Here is a 19,562-nt window from a genome sequence, read left to right as displayed (position 1 = left end):
ACAAGCGATTCCATGCGTGTCGCCGATTCAACTTACGCGGACAAGGACAACTGAAATGGCAGAGACCAACTATTCAGAAAGCTCTCAGATCCTGGGGCTTGGAAAAACACCCGCGCAGTGGGTCGAAGTTATGGCCGGGATGGGGATCAATATTTCAGAACGCACTTTGCGTGAACGCGCCAATGAGACCGGCGCCTTTTATCGCCTTGGGCGGACTATGCTCATCACGCCCGCGCAAATTGATACGATTTTTGAAGGAGGCCAGTCATGCCGCTCCAAATTTACAAGAGGGGCCGTGTCTACTGGGCCAAGGGGTGGATTGAATACAACGGCAGGCCAATCGCCGGCCCATACCGGCGAAGCACTAAGGCATCTACAGAAGAGGGCGCACGGGACTGGATAAACCATGAGACTGAACGGCAGATCCGTCGCTATGTCGTGGGCGACGAACCGAGCAAGACGTTCTCTGATGCAATCATGCTCTACAACGCGTCCCCCAAAGCGGCGAAGCAGTTGATCCCGATTGTCGAAGCAATCGGCGATCTGTCGCTAGGCGCGATTTCTGGTGCGCTATTGAAGAGCCTTGGACCAAAGCTGAAACCTAAAGCATCGACCGATACTTGGTGGCGCGAAATCGTGACGCCCGCGAGTGCGGTGATCAACAACGCGCACGAGCTGGAAGGCACGCCGCTGATCCGCGTTAAGCCCTACGACAAGTTCGAGCGGATCGCGCAGGACAAGCGGCGCGGGAAACTCAGCCGCGTCGAGCGCACACCGGCTGACAAGGTATGGATCGAGGCGTTTTGCCGTGCCGCAGATCCGTATAACGCCGCGCTGGTCCGTTTTATGTTTGAGACGGCTGCGCGAATTGATCAGGCCGTTTCGTTGGAGCCTGATGACCTAAGGCCGCACGAGAACAAAGTCCGAGTGAAAGCGCAGAAGGGCCATCCGGAAAGTTGGATCACCGTCTCACCTCAGATGATGGACGAGCTGCTTGCACTGCCGCCTAAACGCCCCAAAAATCGCAAGACCGGCAAGCTCATGAAGGCGCGCGTTTTTGGCTATGGCAGTTCCACCGGTTACAACACGCGCTGGAAGACGATCTGCAAGCGCGCGGGCATCCCGTATCTTTCAGCCCACCCAGCAGGGCGGCACGGGTTCTTCACCGAATTGGTCGTCCGTCAGGGCGTCGATCCGGTTACTGCAGCCAAAGCTGGCCGCTGGTCAGACCCCAATTTGCCCATGCGAATCTATGCTCACGCGGAGACCGACGAGGCCGACATCAGGGCCCGTTTTCGTACAAACCACGTACAGGATGACGCTGTACAAACACCCAACAGTAAGAAATCACAAAAGGAATAGCGCTATGAACGCATCCCTCCTAAGGGGCAGGTTGCAGGTTCGAATCCTGCCGGGGTCGCCAAGATATCTAATGAAATCATTTATTTTCCATACTTTAGACAGTTCACTCGCTTCGAAAGGTGACACATGACTAAAAATTGGTTCGGATGAGCCAATCAAAATATCCATCGCCGAGAATGAATTTCTTTTTGGGGCGAGTGCGGCAAAACAAATTACTGGTCCGAAAGTCGACCGGATATTGTCCGTTCTTGTTCTGTGACGGGGCCAGCCTCGCGAATTTGTGGCATTCGCCAGCTTAGGCCACCGGTCCTGTTGCGCACCCAGCTAATGAGCGCGGCGCTAGATTTATTCTTCGCCGATCTCAGATTGCATAACACCAGGCTGACCACGGCCGGCCTCCCAAAGCCTTACAAAAAACTGGCTTCAATAGGGGGGTAAAAGAAAAAGGGCCCCCAAGCGGCGGCCCTTGATCGTTTTGCAGTGAAAGCTGGATCAGCCGTTCACGCTGTCCTTCAGCGCCTTCGCAATGGTCATTTTGACCACTTTGTCGGCTTCTTTCTTGAACTGCTCGCCGGTGGCAGGGTTACGCACCATGCGCTCGGGGCGCTCGCGACAGTAGATTTTGCCGACACCAGGCAGGGTCACCGCGCCGCCCGCCGACACTTCGCGGGTGATCAGGCCGGTCATGGCCTCCAGCGCAGTGTTCGCAGCTTTCTTGTCGGTTCCCATTTCCTCAGCGAGAGCAGCAACCAGCTGAGTCTTTGTCATAGGCTTTGCCATTTCTTGGTCTCCTTAACGTGCCCGATAAATAGGGCCTCACCGCGTAACTGTAACGGGATATTGTAGGTGAACACAACGAATAGTAGCGTCGAAAACCCTAAAAATAGGGGGAATTCGTTGCTTTTTTGCTTCAGAGAAAGGCCGTTTCATCAAAGGAACGCAATTTCCGGCTGTGCAGGCGCTCTAGCGGCATGCCCCTCAGGTGCTCCATCGCACGAATTCCGATCGCGAGATGGCGGCTAACCTGTGTGGTATAGAAGGCAGAGGCCATGCCAGGAAGCTTTAATTCGCCGTGCAGCGGCTTGTCTGAAACACAGAGCAACGTGCCATAGGGAACACGGAACCGATAGCCGTTGGCGGCAATGGTCGCGCTTTCCATATCCAGCGCGATTGCCCGTGATTGGCTGAGCCGCTGTACCGGGCCGGACTGGTCGCGCAGTTCCCAGTTGCGGTTATCGACCGAAGCAACTGTGCCTGTGCGCATGACCCGTTTCAGCTCATAACCTTCCAGCTCGGTGACCTCGGCTACAGCCTGTTCCAGCGCAACCTGAACCTCGGCCAAAGGCGGAATCGGCACCCAGACCGGCAGGTCATCATCCAGAACCTTGTCTTCGCGCAGATAGGCATGGGCCAGAACAAAATCGCCCAATGCCTGTGTGTTGCGCAGCCCGGCGCAGTGGCCAACCATCAGCCAGGCATGCGGGCGTAGCACGGCGATATGATCGGTCGCGGTTTTGGCGTTCGACGGACCGACGCCGATGTTGACCAGCGTGATACCCGATCCATCCGCCCGCTTTAGGTGATAGGTCGGCATCTGCGGCAGCTTTAGGGGTTGTTCCAGCACTCCGCCTTCGGTGGTGATCTCTACATTTCCAGTCGAGACAAAGCTGGTATAGCCACTGTCTGGTTCAGCCAGCTGCGCGCGTGCATAGTTTTCGAATTCCGAGACGTAGAACTGATAGTTGGTGAACAGCACATGGTTCTGGAAATGACTGGGATCAGTCGCAGTGTAATGCGCCAGCCGGGCCAGTGAATAGTCGACCCTTTGCGCAGTAAACAAAGACAGCGGGCCGTCTTCTTCCTCGTGGTCATGGACGCCATTGACGATGTCGTCATGGGTGGTTGTCAGGTCCGGTACGTCGAATACATCGCGCAGGGTAAATCCGGCGGCGCCCTGATGCGGAACGATCAGATCAGGATTGTTGGCCACGGCGAAATGAACCGGAATGGGTGTATCCGAAGCCCCGATCGTGACCGGCTGGTCATGGTTTCTGATCAACAGGGCAATCTGTTGGGTCAAATAGGACCGGAACAGATCTGGCCGCGTTACAGTGGTCGAGTGGATGCCCGGTTCCGAGACGTGACCAAAACTTAGCCGGCTGTCGACCCGCGCATAGGAGGAGGTTTTGATGCGAATTTCCGGGTAATAGGCTCTGAAGCGTTCAGTTGGTGCTCCGTGCTCGATCACATTGGCAAAGTTCTCGCACAGGAAGCTGGTGGCTTGCTCGTACAGTTCTTCCAACCTTGCGACCGCGGCTGCGGGATCGGTGAAGTTCTCGGGCGCGGGGGCCTTAGGTGCTCGTATTATTGTCATGCAAGGGGTTCCAAAAGATCGATCTTTTCAAATTTGCGCACATCCACCAGCCCGACATCCGAGATCCGCAATTCAGGGATCACCACCAGGGCCAGCAATGAGTGCTGCATATAGGCGTTGTTCAGTTTACAGCCACAGGCCTGCATCGCCCGAACCATTTGTTCGGCCTTGGCGGCCACTTCGGCTGCCGGGCTATCAGACATCAGTCCAGCGATGGGCAATTCCACCAGCGCCAGTTCCTCACCGTCTCGGAAAATGGTGATGCCACCGCCGATCTCGGCCAGCCGATTTGCGGCAAGGGCCATCTGTTCGCGGTCGGTCCCAACAACAATCATATGGTGACTGTCATGGGCCACGGTCGAAGCCATTGCCATGCGCCCCTGATATCCAAACCCCGAGACAAAGGCATTTGTGACCCCGCCCGTTGCGCGGTGGCGTTCGACAAGCGCAATCTGGCAGACCTCACCCTCGGCTTCAACCAGGCCGCCAATGATGGGCAGTTCGGCCTTTAGCGCTTTGGTCGGGGCCTGGTTTTCGACCACACCAATCACATTGGCCTGAACGCGGTTCGCCCCCTTAGGGGCCTCGATCTGAAAATCCGCGCTGGTCAGGGCATGGCCCAGATGCACGGTGTTTCGAGCGGCAGCAGGCCAATTCAGATGCGGGCAGTCCGCGGTGATCTTGCCGTCCTCAGCCACGATTTGGCCGCGCGCTATGACAAGCTCGATGGGCAGGTCCTTCAGGTCCGAGCTGAGGATGATATCCGCCCGGCGCCCGGGCGTGATCGAGCCGATATCGCGTTCCAACCCGAAATGCGTGGCTGTGTTGATGGTCGCCATCTGCAACGCGATCAACGGATCACAGCCGCAGGCAATCGCATGGCGCACCACGCGGTTCATATGCCCTTCATTGACCAGGGTACCAGAATGGCAATCATCCGTGCACAGGATGAAGTTGCGCGGATCCAGCCCTTTCTCGGTGATGGCGGTGATCTGAGTTTCCACGTCATACCAGGCCGATCCCAATCGCATCATCGACCGCATCCCTTGACGCACCCGCGCGATGGCATCGGCCTCGCAGGTGCCTTCGTGGTCGTCGGCAGGGCCGCCTGCGACATAAGCTGCGAAATCAGGCCCTAAATCAGGCGAAGCATAGTGCCCGCCAACGGTTTTCCCTGCCCGTTGGGTCGCGGCAATCTCGGCCAGCATCACGGGATCACCATTGATCACCCCAGGGAAATTCATCATCTCACCCAGCCCGATGATGCCCGGCCAGCTCATTGCTTCGGCAACGTCCTCGGCGGTGATCTCATAACCGGTGGTCTCAAGCCCCGGCGCCGATGGCGCGCAAGAGGGCATCTGGGTGAAAATGTTAACGGGCTGCATCAGTGCCTCGTCATGCATCATACGAACGCCGTCCAGCCCCAGGACGTTGGCTATTTCGTGCGGGTCAGTGAACATGCTTGTCGTGCCATGAGGGATAACGGCCCCCGCAAATTCGGCCGGGGTCAGCATTCCTGATTCGATATGCATATGCCCGTCGCACAGGCCGGGCAGCATATACCGCCCCTCTGCCTCGATGATCCGGGTGTTCGGGCCGACGCAGTGCGAAGCATCGGGGCCAACATAGGCGATACGTCCATCGACAATCGCGATGTCATGATCGGGCAGGGCTTCGCGGCTGTGCACGTTAACCCAGATCCCGCTGCGGACAACAAGGTCAGCGGCTTGACGCCCTGCGGCGACAGCGATCAAACGGGGGGCGGTATCGGGCCAGCTTGGGAAAGGTGTGAATTCCATGGCCCAACTTTCCCGAACGCACGGAAAGGTGCAACCCCTGCTCGGCAGTTATCATGATTCCGTCATGCAGCGCGTCAGCGGTGTTGTGCCTAGCCCCGTGAAGGTCCCGTAAGAGCCGCTATGCTAGGCAGGAGAGCCACGGCCTAGCCAGGGAACGTTTTCGCAATCTCGCGCCGGACCCATTCGGCAAAGGCAATCGCTCCTGGTGACTCTTCTGCCTGAGGCGACAGCAACAGGTAATAAGCCTCTGGTACAACTGCGCGATATTCGAATGGTGCAACCAATCGACCTTCATCAATCAAGTCGCGCGCGATTGTGTCATGCGTCAGGCACAAGCCACCCCCGGCCATCGCAACCGACAGGCTGACCAGATAGGTGGTGGAATATGTGATCGGAGGATTTTCCCAAATTAGCCCCTGATCTTCGATCCAATTCTGCCAGTTCGACAGCAGGTTTGAGCAGTCATACAAGGGGGTTCGCTGTAGTGTATCCAGCGACACCTCATAGCCCGGCGCGCAAACCGGATAATAATGATCGGATCGCAGCAGTTCGGTTCGCACCGTGTCCGAAGGTCTAAGCGAAAATCGAATTTCTACCGCAGCCCCCTCCGCCATTTCCCGGGGCTCCCACAACTCGGTGAATATGTTCAGCTGTACAGACGGGTGTTCGGCCTGAAACATTGGAAGGCGGGGGGCCAGCCAGTTGACCGCAAAAGTGATGTTGCATTGTACCTGCACTGCGTTCTGCTGGGCCCCGGTCACGGCCCGCGTTCCGCGCAGTAATGTGCGAAATGCCTCACGCACGACAGGGAGATAGCTGATCCCGGCCCCGGTCAATTCAAGTGCGCGGGGACGGCGCAGGAAAAGCGGTTGGCCAAGATAGGCCTCAAGCGACTTGATTTGCTGGCTGACTGCACTTTGTGTCATGTTCAGGTCGCGCGCTGCAGCGGTAAAGGACAGGTGGCGGGCCGCGGCCTCGAAAGTCCGAAGCCAACCCAACGGGGGCAGCTGTTTTTGCATGGGCATAACCTGGCCATTAGTTCAGCTTATGAAATAGGCGCGATTTTTTCGTTGGTCAATTTTTTCTACTGCGGGCACGATTTTCCAATCAAGCAATCCGCTGACAGGAGACGGAAATGAGCGTTGCCAGCTTGCGCCCCAATATTGACCATTGGCCTGAACGTGTGGATTTGGCGGCCACATTTCGATGGGCTGAACGTCTGAATATGCACGAAGGGGTCGCAAACCATTTTAGCTTGGCGGTGAATCAGGACGGCACGCAATTCTTGATGAACGCCAATCAGATGCATTTTGCACGAGTCAAAGCATCGAACCTGCTATTTCTGGATGCCAAAGACGCTGATGTCATGACCCAACCCGGCGCACCGGACCCAACTGCCTGGGGCCTGCATGGTTCGATTCACCGGCACTGTCCTCATGCCCGCTGTGTAATGCATGTGCATTCCATCTTTGCCACGGTTCTGGCCTCGTTGGCCGACAGCACATTGCCGCCGATCGATCAGAACACCACTACGTTTTACAACCGTTATGTGGTCGATCACGAATTTGGTGGACTTGCTTTCGAAAGCGAGGGGGAACGTTGCGCAACCATGCTGGCAGACCCAAAAAAGAAAGTCATGATCATGGGTAATCATGGGGTTTTGATTTTGGGCAGTAACCCGGCAGATGCCTTTAATAGACTCTACTATTTCGAACGCGCTGCTGAAACGTATATCCGTGCCTTACAGACGGGCCAACCCCTGCGCGTTTTGTCAGACGAGATTGCGGAAAAGACAGCTCAGGAACTGGAAGAATATCCCGATCAGGCCGAGGCACATTTGCGTGAGATCAAGGCCCTGTTGGATGCCGAAGGCTCGGATTACGCAAGCTGACGAGAGACCGTGATGCCGGACACTGACCAAAATCCCGAGGCCGCCCGCTGGAATTACCACCCCGATGGGCCTGTGGCTTTGAACCCGCTGTTTAACTGGCCGCCCCGCCTGTCTGCAGTGTTGAAATGGTATGGTGGTGCATGGCTTCAGGTCACTGCCCTGACCCTGTGCCTGGGGCTTGCGGTGGTGGCCTATGTGCTGTTTTTCCCGGGTTTAGAGACGATGAAGACCTTCCAGCCCGGCTGGATGTTCCGAATCTGGTTGCTGAACATGGTGCCTCAGATTCTGGTCGCGGGCGGGCTGCATTGGTGGCTGTACATGCGCAAAGGGCAGGGCATGTACAAGAAGTTCGACCGCCGGGATCTGACCCGGGACAACGGGACCTTCACCTTTCGCAATCAGGTCTGGGACAATATCTGGTGGACCCTGGGCAGCGCCATGAGTGTCGCCACGATTTACCAATGGGGGATCTATTGGGCGATGGCAAATGGCTATGTCCCCACGGTCACATGGTCCGCCGCACCGGTCTGGTTTGTGATCTGGATGTCGCTAATCCCCATGTGGTCGGGGCTGCATTTCTATTGGGTGCATCGGCTGGAACATCACCCCAAGCTCTATAAACATGTCCACGCCGTGCATCACCGCAACGTCAATATCGGGCCGTGGTCGGGGATATCAAATCACTGGTTTGAGAACCTGTTGTACTTCACCACCTATTTCATCCACCTGATCGTGCCGTCGCACCCGATACATTTGTTATTCCACGCCTATTTCCAGCAGGTCAGCCCGGTTCTGTCCCATTCCGGGTTCGAAAAGCTGAAAGCCGGGGAGACCGAGGCCGCCCGCGCAGGCGATTTTTTCCACCAGCTGCATCACCGGTATTTCGAGTGCAACTATGGCACCTCAGAGATCCCGTTCGACAAGTGGTTTGGCACCTATCATGACGGCTCAGCCGAGGCGACGACGCGCACGCGGGCTTATAAAAAGCAGATGTATACCTAGCCGACCCGTAGGGCACGGGGGGTGATCCCGAATTCGGCTCGGAAGGCGCGGGTCAGGGCGCTGGGATCATCGTATCCGGCCCGCAGGGCGATCTCGCTGACAGTCAGGTCGGTTTCTGCCACCAGCTTCCGCGCTAAATTCAGGCGCAAGCGGCGATAGACCTGGGCCGGACCCGCACCCAGTTCGGATTGCATCCTTGTGGACAATGCCTTGTGCGAGCGTCCGACCTGTCGGGCGATATCCGTAATGGGCAGCGGAGTTTCAAGATTCTCCTGCATCAGCGCCAGAGCCTTGTTTACATAGCCGGTAGTCGCCCCAGCCCCTCCGGAATGCGACCGAGCTGAATCACGGGTCATGAACAACTGCGCGACTTCCAGTGCCAGTGCCTGCCCGTGGTCATGACCGATCAGATGCAACACAAGATCGAAAGCTGCCATGGCGCCGGAACAGGTAATGCGATTCCGGTCTAAGACATACCGCTCGCGCCGGGCGTCGATCTCGGGGAACCGCTCGGTAAAGCCGGTCAGCTCTTCCCAATGGATGGTGGCGCGATACCCGTCCAGCAGTCCGGCCAGCGCCAGCAGCCAGCTTCCGGTGTCCAGCCCAGCCAGAACGTCATAGCGATTTGCGGCGGATCGCAATCCGGTCAGCGTCGGCCAGCCGCCATGCGCGCGAAACCCATATGATGGCATCACCATCAATGTACCGCCGCGGGCAGATTGCAGTCTTGCGTGCGGCGTAACCTGCAACCCCGAGGATGATGTGACCGGCCCTTCTGTCAGCGACAGGAATTCCCAGTCATACAGTTTTCGTCCAGCCAGCGAATTGGCCGCGCGCAGGGGTTCGACGGTGTTGGCAAGGCAATGGTTTGAAAACCCATCAAAAAGCAGAACCCCGAATTGCTGCATCGCGGCAGGCGATTTTGTCCATCTTCGCATGGTTAACGTCTATTTCTGCACGATGAACTTTGCAACCCGGGCCACGATATCGCAAGCCCTAGATGTGGAGACCGCAGATGCAATATGGCCTGACCGACGAGCAAGAGATGATCGCCGCGACTGTTCGCAGTTTCGTCGAGAAAGAGATCTATCCACATGAAGAGCTGGTTGAACGTACCGGCGAGGTTCCGCAGGAAATAGCGGATGAGATCAAGCGCAAGACAATTGAATTGGGTTTCTATGCCTGCAATTTTCCCGAAAGCGTCGGATGTGCCGGGCTGAACCATCGGGAATTTGCACTGGTCGAGCGCGAACTGGGCCGGGGATCGATGGCCTTGAACCACTTCTTTGGCCGTCCGCAAAACATCCTGATGGCCTGCGAGGGCGAGCAAGTCGAACGCTATCTGATGCCCGCAGTTCGGGGCGAAAGGATGGATGCACTGGCGATGACCGAACCAGGTGCAGGTTCGGATGTGCGTGGTATGAAATGTGCCGCAGTTCGAGACGGCGGAGATTGGGTCGTCAACGGGACCAAACATTTCATCTCGGGCGCGGAGCATGCCGATTTCATCATCGTTTTCATCGCGACGGGTGAAGATCAGACGCCAAAAGGTCCAAAGAAACGGATCACAGCCTTTCTTGTGGATCGCGGCACGCCGGGATTCACCATCCGGGACGGGTATAAATCGGTCAGCCACCGGGGCTATAAGAACATGGTCCTGGATTTTGACGATTGTCGCCTGCCCGACAGTCAGGTGTTGGGCGAGGTCGATGGCGGGTTCGAGGTGATGAATACCTGGCTATATGCCACCCGCATCACCGTGGCGACCATGTCGGTCGGACGCGCACGTCGCGCCTTTGACTATGCGCTGGACTATGCAGCCACGCGTGAACAATTCGGTCAGAAAATCGGCAAGTTCCAGGGCGTGTCATTCCAGATCGCCGATATGATCACCGAAATCGATGCCGCTGACCTGTTGACGCTGGCAGCGGCCGACCGGCTGGACAAGGGGCTGCCTGCAAACCGCGAGATTGCCTCGGCCAAGCTCTATGCGTCCGAAATGCTGGCACGGGTGACTGACGCCGCGATTCAGGTGCATGGTGGCATGGGGCTGATGGACGATTACCCGCTGGAACGGTTCTGGCGCGATGCGCGCGTCGAACGCATCTGGGACGGTACCAGCGAGATTCAGCGTCACATCATCAGTCGTGAGCTGTTGCGGGCACTTGGCGCATGACAACGGCGCTGGCACGGGCGTTGAACCCCAGCTCCATTGCCGTGATCGGTGGTGGGGCTTGGTGCGCGTCAGTCATTCAACAGGCACGCAAGTTCGGGTTTCAGGGCGATATCTGGCCGGTCCATCCCAAAGCCTCTGAGGTGGCCGGAGAGCGCGTCTTTGCGCGGCTCGAGGATTTGCCCACGGCCCCGGATGTGGCCTTTGTGGGCATCAATCGTCATGCAACAATCGAGGCGGTTCAGGCGCTGGCAGCGATCGGGGCAGGGGGTGCGGTTTGTTTCGCGTCGGGGTTCACCGAGGCGCGAGCCGAGGATGATCTGGGCGCCGATCTGCAGGACCAGTTGATTGCAGCCGCCGGCGAAATGCCTGTTCTGGGTCCCAACTGCTATGGTTTCGTCAACGGGCTGGATCAAGTCGCAGTCTGGCCGGATCAGCACGGGATGCAACCGGTGGAACGAGGCGTAGCGATCCTGACGCAAAGTTCGAATATTGCAATCAACATGACCATGCAACGCCGGGCCCTGCCGCTGGCGTTCATGCTGACCTGCGGGAATCAGGCGCAGACACATCAGGCTGACGTTGCCTCAACACTTCTGGACGACGACCGGATCACCGCTATCGGTGTTCATATCGAAGGGTTTGGCGATCTGCGAAAATGGGAGGCTTTGGCCGACAAGGCACGCAGACGGGGCGTATCGGTTGTTGCTTTGAAAATGGGCCGCTCCTCCCATGCGCAGGCGGCGACGATATCCCATACGGCGTCTTTGGCAGGTGGTGATGCGGGCGCGCAGGCTTTTTTGGACCGGTTGGGAATCGCACGGTTGGGCGACATTCCCAGCTTTTTGGAATGTCTCAAGCTGTTGCATGTTACGGGGCGATTGCGCGGCAGCGGGTTGGGTACCATCAGCTGCTCGGGCGGTGAGGCCAGCCTAGCCGCAGATATGTCCGAGGGACGCGATCTGCATTTCCCGCCATTGACCAAGGTACAGCAAGCTGACCTGCGCGCAGCTTTGGGGCCCATGGTGGCGTTGGCGAACCCGCTGGACTACCACACCTATATATGGCGCGATACCGAAGCGATGACCCGCGCGTGGTCGGCGATGACCGGGCCGGAACAGGCCATTACCATTGCGATTGTGGACTATCCTCACACCGACGCATCGGATTGGGAATGTGCCACCCAAGCGGCGTTGAACTGCGCCGCCCAAACCGGGCGACCTTTTGCCGTTGCCGCGACCCTACCCGAACTTTTGCCAGAGGATGTGGCGCAGCGCCTGCTGGACGGCGGTGTGGTGCCCTTTGCCGGTCTGCATGAAGCCTTGGCTGCGGTTGAGGCCGCTGCGCGGCCGGTTGCGGCACCGGCTGATCCGGTACTGTTGCCCTCGCAGGCTGAGGCAGACCATGTCTTGACCGAAGCAGAGGCCAAACGGGCGCTGGCAGATCATGGTCTGCGGATTCCTCAATCCGTAGTGACGCGTCCGGACAAGGCTGCGCATGCTGCATCGAATCTGACCGCGCCTTTCGCGGTCAAGGGCGTCGGGCTTGCGCATAAATCCGAACACGGTGCGGTGCGCCTTGGCGTCGGCTTGGACGATCTGAGCGCGGTTGCGACCGAGCTTGGAACCGACGAAGTTCTGATCGAAGAGATGGCCCAAGGCGGTGTTGCCGAGTTATTGATCGGCGTCACCCGTGATCCGGCCCATGGCTATGTTCTGACGCTAGGGGCTGGAGGCGTGCTGACCGAAATTCTGCGCGACAGTGTTTCAGTGCTGATCCCGTCATCCCGGGACGTGGTCCGTCAGGCGCTGGGCAAGCTGAACTGTGCGCCGTTGCTTGCGGGGTATCGCGGTAAACCGGCGGCGGATACCGAGGCGATCCTGAATGCAGCCGAGGCTGTGCAAGCCTATGTTATTGCCAATGCAGCCCATGTCAGCGAAGTTGAAATCAATCCACTCATCTGCAATCCCGATGGCGCTGTGGCCGTGGATGCTCTGATCCGAAAGGCACGTATATGAACCCGGTTAAAACCATGCGCGATGGCGCGATTCTGCAGGTCACTCTGGACCGACCCAAGGCAAACGCCATTGATCTGGCCACCAGCCGGATCATGGGTGAAGTGTTCCGCGAATTCCGCGATGATCCTGAGTTGCGCGTGGCCATCCTGACCGGTGGTGGCGAAAAGTTCTTTTGCCCGGGGTGGGACCTGAAGGCCGCCGCGGACGGAGACGCCGTGGACGGAGATTATGGAGTCGGCGGTTTTGGCGGGCTGCAGGAATTGCGGGATATGAACAAGCCTGTCATCGCCGCGGTGAACGGGATTGCCTGTGGTGGCGGGCTGGAACTGGCGCTGAGTGCGGATATGATCATCGCTGCAGAGCATGCCAGCTTTGCCCTGCCCGAAATCCGGTCGGGCACCGTGGCCGATGCGGCCAGTGTAAAGCTGCCAAAACGCATCCCCTACCATATCGCGATGGAACTGCTGCTGACTGGCCGCTGGTTCGATCCGGTTGAGGCAAAAGGGTGGGGCCTGATCAACGAGATCGTCCCAGGTGATCAGCTTTTAGACCGGGCATGGGAACTGGCCCGTTTACTGGCCAGCGGCCCCCCGCTGGTTTACGCGGCGATCAAAGAGATCGTGCGCGACGCCGAAGATTCCAAGTTTCAGGATGCCATGAACCGGATCACCGGGCGGCAGTTGCCGACGGTGGACATTCTATATGGTTCTGAAGACAACCTCGAAGGCGCGCGCGCCTTTGCCGAGAAACGCGACCCGGTCTGGAAAGGGCGCTGAGCGGGTTCAGATTTTCTCGAACATTGCCATAAGGGCGGTATCGTCCCGGTTGGGTCCGGCAGCCAGGTCGCCGTAGATTCGAACTTCGGGCAGGGACAGGTTTTGTATCTGCCCATGGGCAAGCTGGTGCAGTGCGTCAGCAAATCCCAGAGATTCGTAGTGTTTCGCGTTAATCGACAGAGCGAATTGCGCGCCTGACCGGGCCACGTTCAACAGCGCAGGCAGGGCCTCGGGGCCGAGATGGCCATGGGTAAATGTGCCCGAGGACACAATGCCCGAATAGCTGTCGCGCGGCACCGGGATGCCCTGGTTCAGGTCAGCCTCAATCGCGTCGCGGTAGATGTCTTTGCGCAGGGCCTGATCCAGCATCTCGGCGCTGATATCGGTGGCGTCGATCGGACCAACGCCCAACCCGGCCAGTACCGCACCGCAAAGCCCGGTGCCTGCACCGACATCCAAAACCGGACCCTGTCCCCCGGCGCAGACAAAGGCGCGCGCGGTGTGGATATGCAACTGATAGTCCTCGCGCGCCGCAAAACCGTCATCATAGTCGCCGGCCCATTCGGCATAAAGCCGTTTGTGGTCCTCGGGGCTGTCTAGCGCATAAGCTGCATGCAGGTCTGGCGATTTTGTACTCATGACTCATGAAAGGCGTATGTGGGGATTCGAATCAAGTATCCAGTAGCGGGTGCTTGCATCTTGGACCATTGGCGATCATCAAGAAGGATATGGTTAAGACACTCTTTTCATTCGGTCACGGATATTCGGCGCAGGCCCTGTCGCGGCACATTGAACCGGCGGGTTGGCGCGTATTCGGAACTACGCGCGATCCGGCGCAATCGGGTGCGGTCCGCGCATCCGGTGCCGAACCGGTGATCTGGCCCGGTCAGACGGTTGATTTGGACGGGGTAACACATCTGTTGATTTCGACCGCGCCGAATGCGGGCGGAGATCCGGTGCTGGCGGCGCTTGGCGACAAAATCGCTGACCGCGCAGGTCAGTTCGATTGGGTCGGATACCTTTCCACAACCGCAGTCTATGGGGACCACAAAGGCGGTTGGGTGGACGAGGCGACCCTTCCTTCACCAATGGCCGAGCGCGGCAGGTGGCGCGTCCGGGCCGAGACACAATGGCAAGACATTACGGGCCTGCCCGTCCACATCTTTCGCCTTGCCGGGATATATGGCCCCGGGCGCGGCCCATTTTCCAAACTTAAACGGGTGGGAATGCGCCGCATAATCAAACCGGGGCAGGTGTTCTCGCGCATCCATGTGGCGGACATCGCGCAGGTGCTTGCGGCGTCGATGGCATCGCCGAACCCAGGTGCGATTTACAATGTCTGTGACGATGAGCCGGTGCCGCCACAGGATGTCATCGCCTATGCGGCTGAACTGCAAGGCCTGCCTCTGCCCGCTGCGGTTCCGTTCGACCAGGCCGATATGTCCCCGATGGCCCGAAGTTTCTATAATGAAAACAAGCGGGTCAGGAATGACCGGATCAAGGATGAACTGGGTATCCGGCTTTTGTATCCGGATTACCGCGCTGGACTGCAGGCCCTGATGAAGGACGGCTGAGCCCTTATCGGGCGGTGGCTTTGATCAGGTCCGCGGCTTTCTCGGCGATCATGATGGTTGGGGCGTTGGTGTTTCCCGAAACCAGAGTAGGCATGACCGATGCATCGACCACGCGCAGCCCCTCGATCCCGCGCACACGCAGTTCGGGGTCAACCACGGCCATCGCATCCACACCCATTTTGCAGGTTCCGACCGGGTGATAGATCGTATCTGCGCGAGCGCGAATATGGTGCTCCCAATCCGCATCGGTTTGAGCGTCATCTATGCCGTACATCGCTTTGTGCCGGAATCTACTGAAGGCCGGCGCGTGCAGAATGTCTTTGGTTATACGCGCGCCCTTGATCAGCGTGTCCAGATCGCGGTCATCGGACAGGTAAGCCGGATCAATGGCCGGAGCGGCAAAGGGATCGGCGCTGTGCAGCCCGACCGTGCCACGGCTTTCGGGGCGCAATTTGCACACATGGCAGCCGAACCCATAGCCATAATGCAGCTTCCTTGCATGATCATCGGCCAAGGAAATGACAAAGTGCAGCTGGATGTCGGGGCGATCCAAAGCCGGGGAGGTTTTCAGAAACGCGGCGCCCTCGGCAAATGGCGTGGCCGCCATCGACTTACCGGTCTTACGCCAGCGCCAAATATGCCCTGCCAAATTCAATGCGGCAGCGACACCGATGCCGAATGTGTTGGTGTCCCGGGTTTTATAGAGCAGCGTGAAATCCAGATGGTCCTGCAGGTTCTTGCCAACGCCCGGCAGGTCGTGCCGCACCTCGATCCCATGTTTGACCAGATCATCAGCGGCACCAATCCCGGATAGCTGCAACAACTGCGGAGTTTGAAGTGCACCGGCGCAAACCAGAACCTCGCGCCTGGCGGAGACAGTGATATCCGCACCTTTGGCCTTTTTCCTGTACACCACGCCGGTGGCCCGCTTTCCTTCAAAGGTCAGCTCTTTGGCATGGGCGTCGGTAATGACCGTCAGGTTCGGGCGGTCCATGACCGGAAAGACATAGGCCGCCGCTGCCGAGCATCGCTCGCCATTCTTCGACGGGTCGTGAAACTGTGTGACCTGATACAGACCAACGCCCTCGTTATCGCCCCGGTTGAAGTCCTGGCTTCGGCGGTGCTGCATCTGTTCGGCAGCTTCAATAAAGGCACGCGTGATCGGGCGCGGCTCTTTCTGGTTTGACACGTGCAGAGGGCCGCTGTCGCCGTGATGGTCGTCGGCGCCATCTTCGTTATGTTCGGACATCTTGAAATAGGGAAGGACGCTGTCCCAGTCCCAACCGGCACAGCCCAGTTCAGCCCAGCCATCATAGTCCTGACGCTGACCCCGGACGTACAACATTGCGTTAATCGCGCTGGACCCGCCCACCGTTTTGCCGCGCGGCTGATATCCTTTGCGGCCGTTCAGCCCCGGTTGGGCCGCGGTTTCAAATGCCCAGTTGTTGATTTTCGGCCGCCCCGGCAGCGAGGCCACTGTTGCCGCGGGCAATCTGGTAAGCATGCCGTTGCCGCCGTTTCCGGCTTCAAGAAGGCAGACACGTATTCCAGGATCTTCGCTCAGGCGACCGGCAAGAACCGAACCGGCGGATCCTGCGCCGACAATTACATAATCAAATTGCATTCAGACTCCAAAAATTTTCGGAACCGGCAGTCAAATACGCCGGTCAATCTGTATTAGGCGCGGATCCGAACAAAAGAACCCGCGCTCATGTCGTTCATAAAGACAGTGGTCGCATACGGATGAAAAACAAGGGCTGTGGTCTATATGTGACCCAAGGTTATTCAGGGATTTGAAAATTGCTCCGATTGCACGGGATCCGGGGATGTTCTCTTCATAATTATTTCCTATGGTTTTCATCATTAAACAAAACTTTTATGCATGAATGCAATTTGCTATTTCTGACTAGGTCAGGACTTCAGGAATACCGATACCCTTGCCAGATGCTCAGCGTATTTGGATGGGGAAGACGTGTCTTGAATCTGTGTTCTTGATTACCACGAATTTCACTGCGCAAGATCGCCGGATATTAGCTAGGATTGGAGACCGATATGGACGGAAGTGATAACCCCAAAGCAGGCGGATGCCCTGTGATGCACGGCGCTGGAACCCGTTCCAACCGGGATTGGTGGCCGAACCAGCTAAACCTGTCGATCCTGCACCAGCACGGAGCGGCTTCGAACCCTCTGGGTTCGGATTTCGACTATGCCGAAGAGTTCAAAAAGCTGGATATGAAGGCGCTGAAAGAAGACCTATATGCGCTGATGACCGATTCACAGGAGTGGTGGCCGGCGGATTATGGCCATTACGGCGGTCTGTTCATTCGGATGGCCTGGCATAGTGCAGGCACCTACCGGACGGCAGATGGCCGTGGCGGGGCCTCGACCGGGAACCAGCGTTTTGCGCCGCTCAACAGTTGGCCGGACAACGGTAACCTCGACAAGGCGCGTCGTCTGCTGTGGCCGATCAAGCAAAAATACGGAAACCAGATTTCCTGGGCTGATCTGATGATCCTGGCAGGTAACTGCGCCATCGAATCCATGGGTGGCAAAACCTTTGGTTTTGCCGGCGGCCGTGCCGATATCTGGGCCCCCGAAGAAGACATCTATTGGGGAACCGAGACAGAATGGCTGGCCCCGACCGACAATCCGCAGAGCCGGTATTCCGGTGAGCGCGATCTGGAAAACCCTCTGGCCGCAGTGCAGATGGGCCTGATCTATGTAAACCCTGAAGGTCCGGACGGAGAGCCCAACGTTCTGGCTTCGGGTCGTGACATCCGCGACACTTTTGGCCGGATGGCAATGAATGACGAGGAAACCGTTGCTCTGGTTGCTGGTGGTCACACTTTCGGCAAGGCGCATGGCGCGGGCGATCCCGATCTGGTCGGCCCCGAACCCGAAGCCGCCCCGATCGAAGAGATGGGCTTTGGTTGGATCAACAAGTTTGGGTCCGGCAAGGGTGACGATACCACGACATCAGGGATCGAAGGCGCCTGGACCGCAAATCCGATCCAATGGGATAACGGCTATTTCGACCTGCTGTTCGGATATGACTGGAACCTGACCAAAAGCCCCTCGGGCGCGTGGATTTGGGAACCGGTGAATGTCAAAGAAGAAGACATGGCCCCGGCGGCGCATGACGCGTCGAAGAAGGTCAAAACCATGATGACCACCGCCGACATGGCGATGCGCATGGACCCGATCTATGGTCCGATCTCAAAGCGTTTTCACGAGAACCCGGAAGAATTCGCTGACGCTTTCGCCCGCGCATGGTTCAAACTGACCCACCGCGACATGGGCCCGCGTTCGAATTACATCGGCGAGGAATTTCCGGCCGAGGAACTGCTGTGGCAAGACAATGTCCCCGCCGTGGATCACGAGCTGATCGGTGACGCGGATGTGGCCGAGCTGAAGGCTAAGATCGCGGCCACTGGCCTCTCGGTGTCCGAGCTGGTTTCGACCGCATGGGCTTCGGCCTCGACCTTCCGCGGCTCGGACAAGCGCGGCGGTGCCAATGGCGCACGTATCCGTCTTGCTCCGCAGAAAGACTGGGACGCGAACGAACCGATGAAGCTGGCCAAGGCACTGACCGCGCTTGAGGGCGTTCAGGCGGTGTTCAACGGCGCACAATCCGGGGGCAAGAAAGTGTCTCTGGCCGACGTGATCGTTCTGGCCGGTAATGTGGGTGTCGAACAGGCCGCCAAGGCCGGCGGTCAGGAGGTTGAGGTTCCGTTCACCCCGGGCCGTACCGATGCGACGCAAGATCAAACCGATGTGGACAGCTTTGCCGTGCTCGAGCCCGAGGCCGACGGCTTCCGCAACTATCAGAAGACGGATTATTCGGTTTCGCCCGAAGAGCTTCTGGTCGACAAAGCCCAGCTGCTGACGCTGTCGGCGCCTGAAATGACCGCGCTGGTTGGCGGTCTGCGCGTGATCGGCGCCAATTTTGGTGACACCAAGCATGGTGTGTTGACCGACCGCGTCGGCACGCTCAGCACCGACTTCTTCACCAACCTGCTGGACATGGGCACCGAATGGAAACCCGCGGGCAAAGGCGTCTATGAAGGTCGGGACCGCGCCAGCGGTGAGGTCAAGTGGACCGGTACCCGCGTCGATCTGGTCTTCGGCTCCAACTCGCAGCTGCGGGCTCTGGTCGAGGTCTACGGTCAGGCAGGCGCAGAAGGCAAATTTGTCTGCGACTTCGTCTCGGCCTGGAACAAGGTCATGAATGCAGACAGGTTCGATCTGAAGTAAGCCTGTGACCTTCGCAGAATTTGCGCCGTCCGAGGAGACTCGGGCGGCGTTTCCTTGCCCCGGTTCCGGGCGCATACCCAGCAATGGGTACGATTCCGCCCAGGGGCTGTTCTTTCCGCTGTTCCATGCGGTCCGTTACCGACTCGGAAGAGAGAATTATTAAGCTAACATTTTGTTTTTATTAACATAGAGAAGTTTCTGTTAAGAAATGCAAAGTTTTTTCAGATTGGGGGTTGCAGGTCCCAGACCTAATCCGTAAATACCCCTTCACCGGCGCTGCTGAGGCGCTTGTGACACACTGGAGAGACGGTGGGACGGGTTGGAGAGACGGCCGGACGC

The 19,562-nt window shown here is 58.1% G+C and carries 15 protein-coding genes; 8 read left to right on the top strand and 7 right to left on the bottom strand.

Annotated elements, in window-relative coordinates:
- Positions 1 to 267: 267 nt before the first annotated feature.
- A complete protein-coding gene (locus AC2FH2_RS18180) occupies positions 268 to 1,362 on the top strand; it encodes a tyrosine-type recombinase/integrase (protein ID WP_496814509.1) in 1,095 nt (364 codons plus the stop codon).
- Positions 1,363 to 1,854: 492 nt separating this feature from the next.
- On the opposite strand, the gene AC2FH2_RS18175 is transcribed toward AC2FH2_RS18180, so the two are convergent.
- The 4 genes from AC2FH2_RS18175 to AC2FH2_RS18160 all read right to left on the bottom strand — a co-directional run bounded on the left by AC2FH2_RS18175 (position 1,855) and on the right by AC2FH2_RS18160 (position 6,554).
- Entirely contained in the window at positions 1,855 to 2,142 is a 288-nt protein-coding gene (locus AC2FH2_RS18175; RefSeq protein WP_142637567.1) for an HU family DNA-binding protein, read from the bottom strand.
- Positions 2,143 to 2,272: 130 nt separating this feature from the next.
- Positions 2,273 to 3,736 (bottom strand): AMP nucleosidase, encoded by a 1,464-nt coding sequence (locus AC2FH2_RS18170; RefSeq protein ID WP_496679274.1) that lies wholly within the window; start codon positions 3,734 to 3,736, stop codon positions 2,273 to 2,275.
- On the bottom strand, positions 3,733 to 5,535 hold the full coding sequence (ade, locus tag AC2FH2_RS18165) for an adenine deaminase (protein ID WP_282027927.1): 1,803 nt from the start codon (positions 5,533 to 5,535) through the stop codon (positions 3,733 to 3,735). Before ade ends, AC2FH2_RS18170 begins: the two co-directional genes overlap by 4 nt.
- A gap of 143 nt (positions 5,536 to 5,678) precedes the next feature.
- Entirely contained in the window at positions 5,679 to 6,554 is an 876-nt protein-coding gene (locus AC2FH2_RS18160) for a LysR family transcriptional regulator (protein ID WP_496693079.1), read from the bottom strand.
- 116 nt (positions 6,555 to 6,670) lie between these two features.
- Between AC2FH2_RS18160 and AC2FH2_RS18155 the strand changes: the two genes are divergently transcribed.
- A complete protein-coding gene (locus AC2FH2_RS18155) occupies positions 6,671 to 7,426 on the top strand; it encodes a class II aldolase and adducin N-terminal domain-containing protein (RefSeq protein ID WP_271952596.1) in 756 nt (251 codons plus the stop codon).
- A 12-nt stretch (positions 7,427 to 7,438) separates the two neighbouring features.
- Positions 7,439 to 8,428 carry a sterol desaturase family protein gene (locus AC2FH2_RS18150; protein ID WP_271952593.1) on the top strand — a complete coding sequence of 330 codons (990 nt, stop codon included), beginning with the start codon at positions 7,439 to 7,441 and terminating at the stop codon, positions 8,426 to 8,428.
- On the opposite strand, the gene AC2FH2_RS18145 is transcribed toward AC2FH2_RS18150, so the two are convergent.
- The gene (locus AC2FH2_RS18145; protein ID WP_496690502.1) at positions 8,425 to 9,366 is read right to left on the bottom strand and encodes a GlxA family transcriptional regulator; all 942 of its coding nucleotides are present in this window, start codon (positions 9,364 to 9,366) and stop codon (positions 8,425 to 8,427) included. The two genes, AC2FH2_RS18150 and AC2FH2_RS18145, sit on opposite strands and share 4 nt — an antisense overlap.
- A 77-nt stretch (positions 9,367 to 9,443) precedes the next feature.
- On the opposite strand from AC2FH2_RS18145, the gene AC2FH2_RS18140 reads away from it, so the two are divergent.
- The 3 genes from AC2FH2_RS18140 to AC2FH2_RS18130 are packed head-to-tail and all read left to right on the top strand — an operon-like array spanning position 9,444 to position 13,395.
- Positions 9,444 to 10,604: an acyl-CoA dehydrogenase family protein gene (locus AC2FH2_RS18140; RefSeq protein ID WP_496690501.1), complete on the top strand. Its 1,161-nt coding sequence runs from the start codon at positions 9,444 to 9,446 to the stop codon at positions 10,602 to 10,604.
- Complete coding sequence (locus AC2FH2_RS18135) at positions 10,601 to 12,619, top strand: acetate--CoA ligase family protein (protein ID WP_496824717.1); 2,019 nt, start codon at positions 10,601 to 10,603, stop codon at positions 12,617 to 12,619. The genes AC2FH2_RS18140 and AC2FH2_RS18135 overlap by 4 nt, the downstream gene beginning before the upstream one ends.
- Positions 12,616 to 13,395, top strand: coding sequence for a carnitinyl-CoA dehydratase (locus AC2FH2_RS18130; protein ID WP_271952585.1), 780 nt, complete (start codon positions 12,616 to 12,618; stop codon positions 13,393 to 13,395). The genes AC2FH2_RS18135 and AC2FH2_RS18130 overlap by 4 nt, the downstream gene beginning before the upstream one ends.
- A 6-nt stretch (positions 13,396 to 13,401) precedes the next feature.
- On the opposite strand, the gene AC2FH2_RS18125 is transcribed toward AC2FH2_RS18130, so the two are convergent.
- Positions 13,402 to 14,034: a class I SAM-dependent DNA methyltransferase gene (locus AC2FH2_RS18125; protein WP_496824715.1), complete on the bottom strand. Its 633-nt coding sequence runs from the start codon at positions 14,032 to 14,034 to the stop codon at positions 13,402 to 13,404.
- An 89-nt stretch (positions 14,035 to 14,123) separates the two neighbouring features.
- Here AC2FH2_RS18125 and AC2FH2_RS18120 point away from each other — a divergent pair, with 89 nt between their 5' ends.
- Entirely contained in the window at positions 14,124 to 14,969 is an 846-nt protein-coding gene (locus AC2FH2_RS18120) for an SDR family oxidoreductase (protein WP_496690498.1), read from the top strand.
- 4 nt (positions 14,970 to 14,973) lie between these two features.
- On the opposite strand, the gene AC2FH2_RS18115 is transcribed toward AC2FH2_RS18120, so the two are convergent.
- Positions 14,974 to 16,593, bottom strand: a complete 1,620-nt coding sequence (locus AC2FH2_RS18115) for a GMC family oxidoreductase (RefSeq protein ID WP_496824713.1) — start codon at positions 16,591 to 16,593, stop codon at positions 14,974 to 14,976.
- A gap of 428 nt (positions 16,594 to 17,021) precedes the next feature.
- Here AC2FH2_RS18115 and katG point away from each other — a divergent pair, with 428 nt between their 5' ends.
- Positions 17,022 to 19,223, top strand: a complete 2,202-nt coding sequence (katG, locus tag AC2FH2_RS18110; RefSeq protein WP_496714252.1) for a catalase/peroxidase HPI — start codon at positions 17,022 to 17,024, stop codon at positions 19,221 to 19,223.
- The last annotated feature ends 339 nt before the right edge of the window (positions 19,224 to 19,562 follow it).

This window comes from Ruegeria sp. YTSA105 (assembly GCF_059610225.1).
Note: the sequence above shows the minus strand (reverse complement) of the source record. Positions and strands in the feature narration are given on the sequence as shown.